Below are 15,960 nucleotides of genomic sequence, written 5' to 3'. Positions count from 1 at the left end.
GCCAGCGCCTCCGGCGCAGGCCTGGCCGCAATGCAGCAGTCCCCATCCCCTCCAAACCGCCGGATTCCACAACCCACCCCATCACCTAGACTGGTTGGTACAAGACAGCCAAGCCGCGCCAAAAGCGCCGGCGCGGTAGGCGTACGTCACAAGCGAGACCACCATGTCTGACCAGCCCGCTCCACCGCTAGAACTCTACGAAGGGTTCGAGATTCATGTGCTGCCCAGCCCAATCCGGGCCAACGGGGTCGATAGCACGCGCTACACCTACACCGGCTACGTCTGCCACCCCGGCGCCAACCCAGCACAGCCCGGCCACGTTGTGCCGTTCCATGCCGATGGCGACGACAGCTTCCGCAGCCCGGAAGCGGCAATGGAGGAAGCGGTGCTCGTCGCGCGCAGCATTGTCGACGGCACGCATCCGGATTTGTCTGTGCTGTCGCTGGTTACGCACGGGTACTGATCTCGTCATTCGCTTCGCCCCGTGTGGCTTCGGCGCCAGCATGTGACGCGCCGATGGCCTTCCATTGGCGCGTGCCGCGTTTGCCGTGCCGCACCATAACGAACCGCCTTCGCACCGAAACCGTGCTTTGCGCTGCCCGCGCGCGAGGCACGGCAACTGTGCGCATCTGCTGTAAACCGCAATAGATCAAGGGTTTCCGGTGCTGGCACACCTGTTGCGTAGCACCATTGCGCGTGTCAATGGCGATCCGCGCTCTTCGTGGTGAAGGCCCTGGTGCTCAGGGTCATTTGGACAACGGCGTCCCAGAACCCGGCAAGTGCTGCCCGGTTCTCGGGCGCCTTTCTTTTTTTTTGGAACTGGGATTCGACATGACCGCCAATGCCACTCGGGCCACCCGAATCGATCTGTTCAGCCTGCGCACGCCGCAGATGCGCGCCTTTCATTTGACGTGGCTCGCGTTCTTCGTGTGCTTCTATGCGTGGTTCGCCTGTGCGCCGCTCATGCCAGTGCTCAAGGGCGAGTTTCATCTCACACCCGGACAGATCGCCAACATCAACATCGCCGCGGTGGCGGTGACGATCCTGGTGCGCTTGATTGTCGGCCCGCTGTGCGACCGCTTCGGCCCGCGCAAGACCTATACCGGGTTGCTGGTGCTGGGGGCCATCCCCGTGCTGGGCGTGGCAACGGCACAGAGCTACGAAGCGTTCCTGTTCTTCCGCCTGGCGATTGGCGCGATTGGCGCGAGCTTCGTCATCACGCAGTACCACACGTCGGTGATGTTCGCGCCCAACGTGGTGGGCACCGCCAACGCGGCAGCAGCCGGCTGGGGCAATGCGGGTGGTGGCGTGGCGCAGGGCACGATGCCACTGCTGCTGACCGCCATCGTGATGCTGGGCGTGACGCAGAGCCTGGGTTGGCGCCTTGCCATGGTGGTGCCGGGCGTGGCCATGCTGATCGTCGCGGCGCTGTACTGGCGCTATACGCAAGACTGCCCGGAGGGCAACTTCGCAGAACTGCGCGTCGCCGGCAAGGCCATCGAGGGCAGCAAGAAGGGTGGCTGGGGCAGCTTCATCACCGCCGCCAGCAACTACCGCGTGTGGCTGCTGTTCGTCACCTACGGTGCGTGCTTTGGCGTGGAGATCTTCATCCACAACATTGCCGCCATTTACTACGTTGATCACTTTGGTCTGTCGCTGTCGGCTGCCGGCATGGCCGCCGCGAGTTTCGGCCTGCTGGCACTGTTTGCCCGCGCACTGGGCGGCATCGTGTCGGACCGCATGGCCGCCAAGCGCGGGTTGGATGCGCGCACCCAGCTGCTGTGCTTGCTGATGCTGGGCGAGGGCCTGGGCCTGTTCGGCTTTGCCCACGCCGGTAGCGTGACGGTCGCCATTCTGGCGATGCTCGGTTTCGGCTTGTTCACCCACATGGCCTGCGGTGCGACGTACGCGCTGGTGCCCTTCATCGACCGCCGTGCGCTGGGCGGCGTGGCCGGCATCATCGGCGCGGGCGGCAACGCTGGCGCGGTGGCGGCAGGCTTCCTGCTCAAGGGCATGGCCGACACGCAGGCCACGCTGTCCATCCTTGGCGTGCTGGTCGCACTGTCGGCCATCTGCGCCATCGCCGTGCGCTTCTCGGCAGAACACAAGGCGCGTGAACAAGCGCTGTACGACAACACGCTGGCCGCCGCCAACGCCTGACAAGGAACATCACCATGACCATGAAGATCGTCGTCATCGGCCACGGAATGGTGGGCCACAAGTTTCTGGAAAGCCTGCTGCACGCGCCCGGTCACCACCTGCAAGTGACGGTGCTGTGCGAAGAGCCGCGCCCGGCGTATGACCGCGTGCACCTGTCGGAATTTTTCGCTGGCAAGACGGCGGAAGACCTTTCGCTGGTCGCCCCGGGCTTCTTCGACCGCGACGACGTGGTGCTCAAGCTCAACGCGCGCGCCACCGCCATCGACACCACGGCCAAAACGGTGACGGCCTCCACCGGCGAGGTGCTGCCGTACGACAAGCTGGTGATCGCCTCCGGCTCGTCGCCGTTCGTGCCACCGGTGCCGGGCAAGGACCGCAAGGACTGCTTCGTCTACCGCACCATCGAAGACCTCGAAGCGATGGCCGAATGCGGCCAGCGCGCCAAGACCGGCGTGGTGATCGGTGGCGGCCTGCTGGGCCTGGAATGCGCCAAAGCCCTGCGCGACATGCACTTGCAAACGCACGTGGTCGAGTTTGCCGGCCGCCTGATGGCCATGCAGGTGGATGATGGCGGCGGCCGTATGCTGCGCCGGAAGATCGAAGACCTGGGCGTGACCGTCCACACGCAAAAGAACACGGTGGAGATCGTCGATGGGGAAGCGGGTACGCACCGTCTCAACTTTGCCGATGGCACGCACCTGGAAGCGGACATGGTCGTCTTCTCCGCCGGCATCCGCCCGCGTGACGAACTGGCACGCGCCTGCGGCCTGCAAGTGGGCGAGCGCGGCGGCATCGTGATCGATTCCGAATGCCGCACCTCGGCACCGGACGTGTACGCGATTGGCGAATGCGCGCTGTGGGGCGGCAAGGTCTATGGCCTGGTGGCGCCCGGCTACGAGATGGCACGCATCACCGCCAAACAGATTCTGGCCGCCGATGACGCGACCGAGTTCAACGGTGCCGACATGAGCACCAAGCTCAAGCTGATGGGCGTGGACGTGGCCAGCCTGGGCGATGCGCAAGGCACCACGCCGGGCAGCCGCAGCGTGCAGTTCACTGACGAGCGCAAGCAGATCTACAAGAAGCTGGTGGTGTCGGAAGACGGCAAGTACCTGCTGGGCGGCGTGCTAGTGGGCGATGCAGCCGAATACGGCACGCTGCTCCAGATGATGCTCAACCGCATTGAACTGCCCGAGGCGCCGGAATTCCTGATCCTGCCGCAAGCCGATGGCAATGCTCGCCCGGCGCTCGGCGTGGATGCACTGCCGGACAGCGCACAGATCTGCTCGTGCAACGACGTGTCGAAGGGCGCGCTGTGCCAGGCCGTGTGCGCAGGCGCCACCACCGTCGGCGCGTTGAAGGACGCCACTAAGGCCGGCACCTCGTGCGGCGGCTGCGTGCCGCTGATGACGCAGGTGATGAAGGCTGAGATGAAGAAGCAGGGCCTGGCCGTCAACAATCACATCTGCGAGCACTTCCCGTATTCGCGTCAGGAGCTATATCACCTGGTGCGCGTGGGGCGCATTCAGTCGTTCGATGCGCTGCTGGAAGCGCACGGCCACGGCATGGGCTGCGACATCTGCAAGCCGGCCGTGGCCAGCATTCTGGCTTCGTGCTGGAACGACTTCGTGCTGAAGAAGGAGCACGCCGGCCTGCAGGATTCCAACGATTACTTCCTCGCCAACATCCAGAAGGACGGCACGTACTCCGTCGTGCCGCGCATGCCGGGCGGTGAGGTGACGGCAGACGGCCTGATCGCCGTGGGCCAGGTCGCCAAGAAGTACGGCTTGTACACCAAGATCACCGGCGGCCAGCGCGTGGATCTGTTCGGCGCGCGGCTGGAGCAGTTGCCGCTGATCTGGGAAGAGCTGATCGCGGCCGGCTTCGAGTCGGGTCATGCGTACGGCAAATCGCTGCGCACGGTGAAGTCGTGCGTGGGTTCCACGTGGTGCCGTTACGGCGTGGGCGATTCGGTGGGCTTTGCGATTGCGCTGGAGAACCGCTACAAGGGGCTTCGCTCGCCGCACAAGATAAAATTTGGCGTATCGGGCTGCACGCGCGAATGCGCCGAGGCGCAAGGCAAGGACGTCGGCATCATCGCCACCGAAAAGGGCTGGAACCTGTACGTGTGCGGCAACGGCGGCATGAAGCCTCGCCATGCCGAACTGCTGGCAGCAGACCTCGATCAAGAAACGCTCATCAAGTACGTCGACCGCTTCCTGATGTTCTACGTACGCACCGCCGACCGCCTGCAACGCACCAGCACGTGGCGCGACAACCTCGAAGGCGGCCTGGACTACCTGAAGGACGTGGTCATCAACGACAAGCTGGGCATCGTGGCCGAGCTGGAAGCCGAGATGCAGCACGTGGTCGACACCTACCAGGACGAATGGAAGACCGCCGTGACGAATCCGGACGTGCGTAAGCGCTTCCGCCACTTCGTCAACAGCGACGCGAAGGATGCGAACGTCGTCTTCGTGGAGGAGCGCGGGCAGATCCGCCCCGCCACGGTGGATGAGCGCACGAAGACACGCCCCGTGCGCATTCCTGTTGTTGCTGAAGCCGCTTGAGAGAGGAGCCCATCATGCAAGCACCTCGCTGGACCCCTGTTTGCTCGCTGGACGACATCGTGCCCAACACCGGCGTGTGTGCGCTGGTGGAGGGCGAGCAAGTCGCCGTGTTCCACGTTGCGGGCGGCGCTCCGCAGCCGGTCTACGCCATCGGCAACTACGACCCGAATTCCGATGCCGCCGTGCTCTCGCGCGGGTTGGTCGGCAACTTGGGTGAACGCATCGTCGTGGCCTCGCCAATCTACAAGCAGCACTTTGACCTAGCGACGGGGGAGTGCCTGGAAGCGCCGGCCAACTCGGTGCACGCGTACGCGACGAAGGTGGAAGACGGACGTATCTGGGTGGCTGTATGAATGCCCGGACCGCGCGCCCCAAGCTCGTCGTCATCGGCAACGGCATGGCCGGCATGCGCACGGTCGAAGAGCTGCTCAAGCTGGCGCCGGACCTGTACGACATCACCGTGTTTGGCGAAGAGCCGCACGGCAACTACAACCGCATCCTGCTCTCGCCGGTGCTTGCAGGTGAGAAGCAAGTCGACGACATCATGCTCAACACGCGCGAGTGGTATGTGCAGAACCACATCACGCTGCACGCGGGCGACCCGGTGGTGAGTATCGACCGCCCGCGCCGCACGCTGCGCTCGCGCGACGGCGTGGAAATGCAGTACGACCGCCTCCTGATCGCCACCGGCTCACGGCCGTTCATCCTGCCGGTACCGGGGCACCTGCTGCCGGGTGTCATCGCCTTCCGCGACATCCAAGACGTGGAGACGATGCTGGAAGCCGCGCGCAACCATCGACATGCAGTCGTCATCGGCGGCGGCCTGCTCGGCCTGGAGGCCGCCAACGGCCTGATGCGCCAGGGCATGGACGTGACGGTCGTCCACCTGTCCGACACGCTGATGGAGCGCCAGCTCGACAAGCCCGCCGCGCTGTTGCTGCAGAAAGCACTGGAGGCCAAAGGCCTGCGCTTCCTGCTCGGCGCCCACACGGCCGAATTGCTCGGCACCGATCGTGTGACAGCCGTGCGCTTCAAAGACAGCACGCAAATCCCCGCCGACCTCGTCGTCATGACCGCCGGCGTACGCCCGAACATCGAACTCGCCAAGGCCGCCGGCCTGCACTGCGAACGCGCCATCATCGTTGACGACACGCTGCAAACATACGACCCCCGCATCTACGCAGTAGGCGAATGCGTGCAGCACCGCAGCGCAACGTTCGGCCTCGTCGCCCCCATCTGGGACCAAGCCCGCGTATGCGCCGCGCACCTCGCAGGCGCTGGCCACCGCCGCTACATCCAACAGGCCACAGCGACTAAGCTGAAAGTCACGGGAGTCGACCTGTATTCCGCGGGCGACTTCATCGGCGGCGAAGGCACCGAAGACATCGTCCTGCGCGACCCGCGCCGCGGCGTCTACAAGCGCCTCGTCCTGAAAGACGACCGCGTAGTCGGCGCAGTGCTGTACGGCGATGTGGCCGACGGCCCGTGGTACTTCGACCTGATCCAACGCCAGACCCCCATCACCCCAATCCGCCAACGACTGCTATTCGGCCGCGCCCTGTGCGAAGCGGAGGCCGCTTAGTGAGAGAGGCAAGACACGAAACCGGCGACACCCTTGCATACAGACGGTGTGGCCGTTGATGCCCTAGATGGCGCCTTGAATTTTCGTAAGCGGGCGGAAAAAGGAAGGAGGCCTGTTTGAGCGAAGCGAGTTTGCCTCCTTCCCCGCCCGGTTACGAAAATTCAAGGGATGGGTCGCCATCTCGGGCGCGCCTTTCTTTGCTTACTTTCTTTGGCAAGACAAAGAAAGTGAGTCAGCCCCGGCAGGGGATGAAACCAGGGATGCACCACAAACGCAAAGCAATACAGAGATGACGATCACAACCATCCCCATCCACCCAGTAACGAACGCCGTGCGCACCACCTGCCCCTACTGCGGCGTAGGCTGCGGCGTGCTCGCAACCCCGCAAGCAGATGGCAGCGTCAGCATCCAAGGCGACCCAACCCACCCCGCCAACGCAGGCCGCCTATGCGTAAAAGGCTCCGCACTAGGCGAAACCGTCAGCCTAGAAGGCCGCCTGCTCCACCCAGCCATGCGCAAGCGCTCGCATGACCTGAACGCACCCATTGCCCCACTGCAACGCGTGTCATGGGATACCGCCCTCAACACCGTCGCCCAAGGCTTCCGCCGCATCATCGACCAACACGGCCCCGACGCCGTCGCCCTCTACGTCTCCGGCCAACTGCTGACCGAGGATTATTACGTCGCCAACAAGCTGATGAAGGGCTTCATCGGCACGGCCAACATCGACACCAACTCACGCCTCTGCATGTCGTCCGCCGTGGCCGGGCACAAGCGCGCGTTTGGCGAAGACCTTGTGCCCGTCTGCTACGACGATCTGGAAGCGGCAGACCTGATCGTGCTAGTCGGCTCCAACACCGCCTGGTGCCACCCCATCCTGTTCCAGCGCATCGTGCGCGCCAAGGAAGCACGGCCCGAGATGAAGGTGGTGGTGGTCGACCCCCGCCACACCGCCACGTGCGAACTGGCGGATCTGCACCTGCCCATCAAGCCCGGTACGGATGTTCGGCTGTTCAACGGCCTGCTGTCATTCCTCTCGCGACGCGGCGTGGTGGACCGCAACTTCGTCACGCTGCACACCAACGGCCCCGACGCTGCACTGCAAGCCGCCGGCACCGAGAGCGAAGACGTTGAAGCCGTCGCCAAGGCCTGCAAACTCAAGCTCGACGATCTGCTCACGTTCTACAGCTGGTTTGCCAACACAGAACGGACCATCACGGCATTTTCGATGGGCGTCAATCAATCCAGCGCGGGCACCGACAAGGTCAACAGCATCATCAACTGCCATCTGCTGACCGGCCGTATAGGGCGTGCGGGCATGGGGCCGTTCTCGATTACCGGCCAGCCGAATGCGATGGGCGGGCGCGAGGTGGGCGGCCTCGCTAACATGCTGGCCGCGCACATGGAGCTGAACGAGCCTGCGCATCGTGACTTGGTGCAGACGTTCTGGAACGCGCCCCGCATGGCCGACAAGGTGGGCCTGAAGGCGGTCGACCTGTTCAACGCCATTGAAGACGGGCGCGTAAAGGCCGTGTGGATCATCGGCACCAACCCCGTGGTCAGCCTGCCCGATGCCGACCAGGCGCGCCGTGCGCTGGCCAAGTGCGAACTGGTTGTCGCCTCTGACATCGTGGAAGCCACCGATACCACCGTGCTGGCCGACATCGTGCTGCCCGCGCTCGGCTGGGGCGAGAAAGACGGCACGGTGACGAACTCCGAGCGCCGCATCTCGCGCCAGCGCGCCTTCCTGCCAGCGCCCGGCGAGGCGCGTGCCGACTGGGACATCATTGCCGACGTTGCCCGCCGCATGGGCTACGACGGCTTCGACTTCAAGAGCCCGCACGATGTGTTCGACGAACACGCACGCCTGTCCGCGTACGCCAACGATGCAAGCGGTGTACGCCGTGCCTTCCACCTTGGCGGCTTGACCGGGCTCGACGCCGATGCGTACGACAGCATGGTGCCGACACAATGGCCGGTGACGCTTTCCGGTAGCAGCGAGGCGCGCCTCTTCAGCGATGGCCGTTTCGCTTATGCCGATGGTCGCGCGCGCTTCGTACCCACGTCGGCCCGCGCACCAGCGCATGCGGCGGATGGCGAGTACCCGCTCATCCTCAACACCGGCCGCGTGCGCGACCAGTGGCACACCATGACACGCACCGGCCGCGCGCCCAAGCTGGCGGACCACGTGCCCGAACCGTTTGTCGATCTGCACCCGCACGACGCGCTGCTGGCCGGCGTGCGCGAGGGCAACCTGGCGCGCGTGTCCTCGCGTTGGGGCAGTGTGGTGGCACGCGTGCGCATGACGGGCGGCATTGCGCGCGGCAGCGTGTTCGTACCGATCCACTGGAACGGCCAGTTCGCCTCCGATGCGCGCGTCGGTGCGGTCGTCAATCCGGAGGTCGATCCCGTTTCCGGCGAACCCGAGTTCAAGCACACGCCGGTGATGGTGGAGCCGTTTGACGTGGCATGGCATGGCTTTGTGCTCTCGCGCCGCGGGCTGGATACCGATGACGCAACGTGGTGGACGCGCATCCAGGGCAAACAATTCGTGCGGTATGAACTGGCCGGCCGCCAGCCACTCGGTAACTTGCATGACTGGGCGCGCAAGCTGCTCAGCGTGGATGACCCGCATGCCGACTGGCTCGAATACGAAGACGCCACGGCGCGCGTCTATCGCGCGGTGCATGTGGTGGACGACCGTATCGAAGCCTGTGTGTTTCTCTCGCCGCGGCCGGACCTGCCATCGCGCAACTGGCTGGCGGGCCTCTTTGCGCAGGAGAACCTGGAAGATCTCGACCGGGCAAGCGTACTGCTCGGCCAACCGATCGAAGCCGGCGCGGATGTGGGCCCGACCGTGTGCTCGTGCTTTGGCGTTGGCCGCAACACCATCTGCGATGCCATCCGCACTCAGGGGCTGAGCTCAACCGGCGAAATCACGGCCTGCCTGAAAGCCGGCGGCAATTGCGGCTCCTGCGTGCCGGAGCTCAAGCGGCTGTTGGTGGAGGCGCGTGTGCTGACGGAAGAGGCGGCGTGATGTCACGGCAGCAAGATGTGTCATCGAAAAGATGGGACGGCAACCGCAGCCCTTTTTTCGATGCCGGTACCGCATCGGGGCAACGCCTTATCATCTCGTCTGGTCGAGTCCCGGATACGTTCGCCAATGCATAGTCAAAAGATCAGATTTTTTCGCTCACGCATCCCAGCCTTTGAGTGCATCCCCGGCTGTCATGATTGCTGTGGCCCGGTGACCACCTCAACGGAAGAGATGTCGAGGCTTCCCGTCAAGAGCGATGCCGAACACGAAGCGGCATTGGCAAACCTGAGTTGCCCGCATCTTGATGCCAAGGGATGCAGTGTGTATCTGGAACGCCCCTTGATCTGCCGCTTGTTTGGGACGACACCGAGGCTTGCTTGTCCAAATGGAAAGCGGCCGGACCAGATGATCGATCCGGACGTTGAACAGCAGATTCAGCGCTTCTTTGTCGAAACACGTCACGTACTGGTCTGAGAACGTGAGCCAGTTCTAACGGCCTCACGCAATAGAATGCGCGGATGGACGCCTTCGACCCCCTCCTTGATACCGACCTGACATTCCCTGTAGACGCCGCCGACGGCGCGCCCATGGTGCTGGAGTCGGGCCACATTGTGTCGCTCCAATTCGATGAATCCGCGATACAGAGCCTCATGTTCCGTAACGCGCCCAACAAGCTGGTGCTCGGCTATACCCGCACGATGATGAGCTTTTTGCTCCTGCAGCCGGCGCCGGCTCGGATCTCGATCATCGGCTTGGGCGGCGGATCGCTGGCCAAATATTGCTACCACCATCTTCCCGACACCCACGTCGCGGCCATTGAGATTGATCCGGCAGTGATCGCCCTGCGCGATGCATTCCAGATTCCGCCGGATGACGGCCGCTTCGAAGTGATCTGCGCCGATGGCGTGGAATACGTCAAAGGCCGGGAAGCGCACCCGGATGTCATTTTGGTGGACGGCTTCCTGGCGTGCGGCATGCCCGCGCAACTTGGCACGGCGGACTTCTATGCGGCGTGTCGCGCGCGGCTTGCTGACAACGGTGTGCTGGTCGCCAATTTTCTGGAAACAGACCCCGATATTCCCTTCTACCTGGACGAAGTGCGTTCGGTGTTTGGCGAGTCATTCTCCATCTGGCTTTCCGAGGATGGTGGCAACTACACGCTGGTGGCCTGGAAAGGGAAGCTTCCCTCGTCAAACACGTTGCTCACGCGTGCCCGGAGTCTGGAAGCAGAGCACGTGCTGGACTTGTGCTCGGCAGCGCGTCACCTGAAGCAGCGCGAGCGGCCCGTGTTGGATCGCAGGTCTTGGCAAGCGCGGGTGAACTGACCGGCTGGCTGACGAGAGCGGAGTCAGCCGGATCGATTGCGATCTCATGCCCCATGTGTGGGCTACCAACAAGGCTTGGATTCCGGGATTCCTTTGCTCGCTGGGGGCAGGGGTGGGGCTTGTCGATACTTTCCACCCGGATAATATTGATTCTCAATTAAACCCGGGTAGAATACGTTCCTGTTGAAATTCGCAGCAGGAGCACATTCCCATGGATGCCACAGCAATCCACGCGTGCACGGCCTTTGCCGGCACCCGACGCCTGGCCGGCGGGCCCGTCCGTGATGTCGCCCTAGCGGTCAAAGCGCACCTCGACGCGCACCCCGACTCCCAAGTTCTCGTCTTCGACAACGCAACCGCGCAGCCCGTGGAACTCGACCTGCGCGGCACACTGGATGACGTGCTCGCGCGACTCGATCGCACGAGGTCGACCGCGCCAGCGCTCGCTGATACGGAGTGCCGCCCGCGCGGCCCCGGCCGTCCCAAACTTGGCGTGATTGCCCGGGAGGTGACGCTATTACCGCGTCACTGGGACTGGCTGGCCGCGCAGCCAGGCGGGGCGTCCGTCACCTTGCGCAAGCTGGTGGAAGACGCGCGCCGCGCGACCGAAGGCGCAGACCGTCGCCGCGCTGCACAGGAGGCGGCCTACCGCTTCATGGCGGCCATGGCCGGCAATGCCGCAGGCTTTGAAGAGGCCACGCGCGCGTTGTTCGCAGGCGATGCCGGTGCATTCCAATCCCTTACCCAAACGTGGCCTGCCGACGTGCGCGACTTCGCGCATAAGCTGGCGCGCGCCGCGTTCGATACCCACTCACAAGAAGAGGCGGCTGCATGACGGCACCTTCCGCAGTACCGACACCCCGCCCGCTGTGGCGGACCTTCGTGGCCTTTCTCGGGCCGCTGATTCTGGCCAACATCCTGCAATCGTTGTCGGGCACGCTCAATAACGTGTACGTCGGGCACATGCTGGGTGTGAAGGCACTGGCAGCGGTGTCGGCGTTCTTCCCGATCCTGTTTTTCTTCATCGCTTTCATCATCGGGCTGGGTTCGGGCGCGGCGGTGCTGATTGGCCAAGCGTGGGGCGCCAAGAAGCCGGAGGCGATGAAGACCGTGGCGGGCACCACGCTGTCGGTGGGTTTTGCCGTGGGCTTGGCCGTGGCGCTGCTGGGGGGCCCGTTCGCGCACGCGCTGCTCGGCTGGCTCGGCACGCCAGCCGACATCTTGCAAGACGCCACGCTCTACGCCAGCGTCATGCTCTACGCCATGCCGGGCTTGTTCGTCTACCTGCTGGCCACGGCGATGATGCGGGGTGTGGGCGACACGCGCACGCCGTTGCGTACGCTGGCGCTGTCCACGTCGATTGGCCTGGTGCTGACGCCAACGTTTATTCGCGGCTGGTTTGGTTTGCCGCAGCTGGGTGTGGCCAGCGGTGCTGTGGCAACCATCATCTCGTTCACGATCGCGTTGGTGTGGCTGGCGTTCTTCCTGCGCCGCCGCAACCATCCGCTCGCGCCGGATGCGGTACTGGCGCGGCATCTGTGGGTCGATCTTGGTGTGCTCAAAACCGTCCTGAAGATCGGCGTGCCGACGGGCGTTCAGCTTGTGGTGATCTCGATTGCCGAGCTGGCGCTGCTGTCGTTCGTCAACAGCTTCGGCTCGGATGCCACGGCCGCCTACGGCGCCGGCACGCAGATCATCAGCTACGTGCAGTTCCCGGCCATGTCGATCGCCATTACCGCGTCGATCCTGGGCGCCCAGGCCATTGGCTCAGGCAATACGGACCGGCTCGATGCCATCACGCGTACCGGGCTAATGCTCAACGTGGCGATCACCGGGCTGCTGGTGGTGTTGGCGCTGCTGTTCTCGCGCTCGGTGATCGGCTGGTTCACCACCAACACGGAAGTGATGAGCCTGGCCCAGAGCCTGCTGCATATCTCGCTGTGGAGCTCCGTCATCTTTGGTATGGCGAGTGTGTTCTCGGGCGTGATGCGCGCCAGCGGCACGGTGATGGCGCCCACGGCCATCTCCATCGTTGCCATTGCGGCGGTGGAAGTGCCGGTGGCGTGGATGCTGAGCCGGCACATCGGCACCGATGGCATCTGGGCGGCGTATCCCGCTGCGTTCATCGCCATGTTCGTGATGCAGGGGGCGTACTACGGTTTGGTGTGGCGGCGCCGCGCGCAGCGCTTTGGTATTCGCCGCATGGTGTGATGCTGTGCTCGCCGCACCGCGCTATGTTGTGTGTGGCGAGTCTTCCAGCCTGACGGTCAGCATGCCGTCAGCCGTGCTGACCGGAAAATGCTTGAGGCACAGCGCGGCTGTATCGCTCGCAGCCAAATCGAAGTGCAGCCCGTGCGCCGGACATTGCAGCCACGTGCCTTCCAGCTTTCCACCGGCCAGCGATGCCCCTTGATGCGGGCATGTGTTGTCGATGGCGTAGACCGTGCCATCGATGTTGAACAGCACGACGCTGCGGCCCTCTACGAACACCAGCCTGCGCTGACCCGGCGGTAGCTCCGTCGCGGGAATCGAAACAGCGCGTGGCATGTCGCTCTCCGGTTCAGCGCAAGGCATCGATGAGGGCATGCGCTTCCGGCCACGGCCCAAATCCGGCTGCCGGGTTCAGGTGCCCAACATCCCCCAGATCGACCAGCCGGCTGCCCCAGTCGGCGGCCATGCCCGCGATGCGCTCGTACGATGCCAGCGGGTCGTTGCGGCTGGCCGCGACGATGCTCGGGAACGGTAACGGACGACGTGGGCAGGGTAGCCAGCCGTTCTTCTGCAACACGTCGTGTGTGGGATAGCCCGCCGGCAGCGGTGTATCCAGATCAGCCGGCGTGGCAAGCAGCGCACCATGAATGCTGCGTGCGTGACGCTGCGCCCAATGCACGGTGATCATCACACCTGCGCTGTGTGCCACCAGAATCACGGGCCCATCGATGGCCGAGACCGCTTTGTCCAACGCCGCCACGCGCGCCGCGCAACTGAGTTTGTCGGCCTCCAGCGGCGGCACCGAGTCTGCCCGGTATCCCTTGGCCTGGAGCGCGGCTTGCAGCAGTGTCTGCCAGTGATCGGGCACATGGTCTCGCAGGCCGGGCACCATGAGGATCGTCGGAGTGGTGTGAGTTTGCATCGCCAGAAAACGTAGGGTGAGAAAAAAAAAACGAGGAGGTCGCCCTCCTCGAATGCCGACCGGGGAGACGGCGGCAACCGCCTCCCGTGGTGTAGGTCGTTCAGAACTTGTGACGGATGCCCACAGCCGCGCCGATCATGCTGGTCTTGCCGGTGGCCAAGCCGTAACCGGTGGCGTTCAGATCCACCGAGGCCTGGTCCAGAGCCAGCCCTGCGTTGCGGGCGTAGGCCGTGGTCAGGTACAGGTCGGTGCGCTTGGAAAGGGTGTAGTCGGCAATGAACGCGACTTGCCACGGATTGGCCTGCGTGGAGGGCGCGCTGTTGATGGTCTTGATCTTCTGGTACGAGTATTCGAGCGAGAGCGTCAGCGCGTTGGTCGCCTGGTAGTTCACGCCGGCCCAGTAGTAGTCATCACGCAGCGCCACGCTGCCGTTGGCGTTCTTGTTCTGGCCCCACCGGTAGCCGCCCATGACCTTGATGACATCGCCGAACAGGTAGCTGCCGGCCAGCGCGGCCTTGCGCACAGTGCCCGAGCTGAAGGCGCCGCCGCCCAGTGCCACGCTCGGGTTGTATTGGTCGTAGGCCAGCGTGGCGCCCAGCGGGCCAGCGGAGTACGCCACACCCGCACCGTAGCCGCTGTCGCGCCGGGGTTGGCCGGGTACCTCGCCATTGCCGCCGCCCGTGGGGTTGGCGCTGGGCGCGCCGGTGCCAAATGACCAGTGCACCTGTGCGGTGACGGGGCCAAAGGTGCCGGTATACATGGCAGTGTTGTCCGAGCGGAAATTGACGCCAGTCTGCACGGCCGCCGGTTCATATTGCGTGGAATACGCCATCGGCTCGAAGTTGGCGAGCAACTGGAACAGCGTGGTGTACTGGCGCCCGAACGTGAACTGCCCCACCGTGCTGCTCTTCAGCCCCACGTAAGCCTGGCGGCCGAACAGGCGGCCCCCTTGCTGCGATTGCCCGGTGTCGCTCGCAAAGCCGCTCTCCAGCACGAACAGCGCACTCAGGCCGCCGCCCAGGTCTTCCACCCCGCGCATGCCCCAGCGCGAGCCCGACAGGCCACCGCTCTGCATCGACACGCGATTGCCCGAACTGCCCGGGGTGGCGCCGGGCAAGTTCGTCGCATATTCGATGTTGGTGTCCACCACGCCATACAGCGTGACGCCGGATTGTGCGCTGGCTGCGCCCGCGCAGGCCAGCAGCGCAAAGGGGGCGATGTGTTTCTTCTTCATGTTGCAGGGTCTCCTCTTGGTGTGGTCGCCGCCGGGTGCGTTGGGTGTACCAAGCGCCCCGGAGGTCGTTAGAACGGCTTGCTGCCGATGATCCCGGCGCGCTCCATCTTCCGGTGGCACGGCGGGTAATCCATGACCGCGTAGTGTTGCGTGGCGGTGTTGTCCCAGATGGCCACGCTGTTCGGCTTCCAGCGCCAGCGCACCTGGTATTCGGGGATGTACGCCTGGCTGATCAGGTAGCGCAGCAGCTCTGAAGCGCCGTTGGTGGCGTCCTGCCCATAGCGCACGCGTGCAGGCGTGTGGTAGTTCGTGAAGTGCGTGGTGAAGCCGTTCACGTACAGCACCTTCTCGCCGGTCTCGGGGTGGGTGCGCACCACCGGGTGTTCCGGATCGGGATACTGCGCTTTGAGCGCGAGGCGCTTCTCGATCGGCATGACCGCACCAAAGCTCGCTTCGATGCTGTGGCGCGCGCGCAGGTCGGCAATCTCGCGCTTCACGTTATCCGGCAGCTTGTCGTAGGCCAGCGCCATGTTGGCCCACATGGTGTCGCCGCCCACGGGTGGGCATTCCACACAACGCAGCACGGCGCCAAACTGCGGTGCCTCACGCCATGTCGTGTCGGAGTGCCAGCAATTTTCGTAGCGGTCGTTCGGGTGATCGGGCGTCTTGTAGATGCGCACGAGGCCAGGGTGTTCCGGATCGCTGCCGGCGACGGGGTGGTCCTCCAGATCGCCAAAGCGGCGGGCAAAGGCGACGTGCTGCGCGCGGCTTAAATCCTGATCGCGCAGGAAGACCACGCGGTGCTTGAGCAGCGCGGTGCGGATCTCATTGAACAAGCCGTGGTCTTCAATGGCATCGGCCAGTTGCACGCCGATGAGTTCTGCGCCCAGCGCGTTGGTCAGTTGTTCGACTCGCATGG

The 15,960-nt window shown here is 64.4% G+C and carries 14 protein-coding genes; 10 read left to right on the top strand and 4 right to left on the bottom strand.

Features of this window, described 5'->3' with window-relative positions; all coding sequences use genetic code 11:
- Positions 1–163 precede the first annotated feature (163 nt).
- The 10 genes from F7R11_RS17115 to F7R11_RS17065 all read left to right on the top strand — a co-directional run bounded on the left by F7R11_RS17115 (position 164) and on the right by F7R11_RS17065 (position 12,885).
- A complete protein-coding gene (locus F7R11_RS17115) occupies positions 164–463 on the top strand; it encodes a hypothetical protein (protein WP_021192694.1) in 300 nt (99 codons plus the stop codon).
- 368 nt (positions 464–831) lie between these two features.
- The gene (locus tag F7R11_RS17110; RefSeq protein ID WP_064806781.1) at positions 832–2,160 is read left to right on the top strand and encodes an MFS transporter; all 1,329 of its coding nucleotides are present in this window, start codon (positions 832–834) and stop codon (positions 2,158–2,160) included.
- A gap of 14 nt (positions 2,161–2,174) precedes the next feature.
- Positions 2,175–4,730 (top strand): nitrite reductase large subunit NirB, encoded by a 2,556-nt coding sequence (gene nirB, locus F7R11_RS17105; protein ID WP_082932904.1) that lies wholly within the window; start codon positions 2,175–2,177, stop codon positions 4,728–4,730.
- 14 nt (positions 4,731–4,744) lie between these two features.
- Entirely contained in the window at positions 4,745–5,083 is a 339-nt protein-coding gene (gene nirD / locus F7R11_RS17100) for a nitrite reductase small subunit NirD (RefSeq protein ID WP_064806783.1), read from the top strand.
- Positions 5,080–6,312, top strand: coding sequence for an NAD(P)/FAD-dependent oxidoreductase (locus tag F7R11_RS17095; RefSeq protein ID WP_064806786.1), 1,233 nt, complete (start codon positions 5,080–5,082; stop codon positions 6,310–6,312). Before nirD ends, F7R11_RS17095 begins: the two co-directional genes overlap by 4 nt.
- Before the next feature lie 289 nt (positions 6,313–6,601).
- Positions 6,602–9,349 carry a nitrate reductase gene (locus tag F7R11_RS17085; RefSeq protein WP_064806788.1) on the top strand — a complete coding sequence of 916 codons (2,748 nt, stop codon included), beginning with the start codon at positions 6,602–6,604 and terminating at the stop codon, positions 9,347–9,349.
- 15 nt (positions 9,350–9,364) lie between these two features.
- Positions 9,365–9,823: a YkgJ family cysteine cluster protein gene (locus F7R11_RS17080; RefSeq protein ID WP_315853997.1), complete on the top strand. Its 459-nt coding sequence runs from the start codon at positions 9,365–9,367 to the stop codon at positions 9,821–9,823.
- Positions 9,824–9,867: 44 nt separating this feature from the next.
- On the top strand, positions 9,868–10,674 hold the full coding sequence (locus F7R11_RS17075; RefSeq protein WP_064806790.1) for a fused MFS/spermidine synthase: 807 nt from the start codon (positions 9,868–9,870) through the stop codon (positions 10,672–10,674).
- Between the two features lie 211 nt (positions 10,675–10,885).
- Positions 10,886–11,509: a DUF2239 family protein gene (locus F7R11_RS17070; protein WP_064806792.1), complete on the top strand. Its 624-nt coding sequence runs from the start codon at positions 10,886–10,888 to the stop codon at positions 11,507–11,509.
- Complete coding sequence (locus F7R11_RS17065; protein ID WP_064806794.1) at positions 11,506–12,885, top strand: MATE family efflux transporter; 1,380 nt, start codon at positions 11,506–11,508, stop codon at positions 12,883–12,885. Before F7R11_RS17070 ends, F7R11_RS17065 begins: the two co-directional genes overlap by 4 nt.
- A 21-nt stretch (positions 12,886–12,906) precedes the next feature.
- Here the strand turns inward: F7R11_RS17065 and F7R11_RS17060 are convergent, their stop codons facing one another.
- The 4 genes from F7R11_RS17060 to F7R11_RS17045 form a co-directional block, all read right to left on the bottom strand.
- A complete protein-coding gene (locus F7R11_RS17060) occupies positions 12,907–13,221 on the bottom strand; it encodes a Rieske (2Fe-2S) protein (RefSeq protein ID WP_064806796.1) in 315 nt (104 codons plus the stop codon).
- Positions 13,222–13,234: 13 nt separating this feature from the next.
- Positions 13,235–13,807 (bottom strand): RBBP9/YdeN family alpha/beta hydrolase, encoded by a 573-nt coding sequence (locus tag F7R11_RS17055; protein ID WP_064806798.1) that lies wholly within the window; start codon positions 13,805–13,807, stop codon positions 13,235–13,237.
- 100 nt (positions 13,808–13,907) lie between these two features.
- Complete coding sequence (locus F7R11_RS17050; RefSeq protein WP_064806800.1) at positions 13,908–15,041, bottom strand: porin; 1,134 nt, start codon at positions 15,039–15,041, stop codon at positions 13,908–13,910.
- A 68-nt stretch (positions 15,042–15,109) separates the two neighbouring features.
- Complete coding sequence (locus tag F7R11_RS17045; RefSeq protein ID WP_064806802.1) at positions 15,110–15,958, bottom strand: TauD/TfdA dioxygenase family protein; 849 nt, start codon at positions 15,956–15,958, stop codon at positions 15,110–15,112.
- Positions 15,959–15,960: the final 2 nt, after the last annotated feature.

It is taken from the genome of Ralstonia insidiosa (assembly GCF_008801405.1).
GTDB classification, from domain to species: domain Bacteria; phylum Pseudomonadota; class Gammaproteobacteria; order Burkholderiales; family Burkholderiaceae; genus Ralstonia; species Ralstonia insidiosa.
This window is presented reverse-complemented; position numbering and strand designations above follow the sequence as displayed.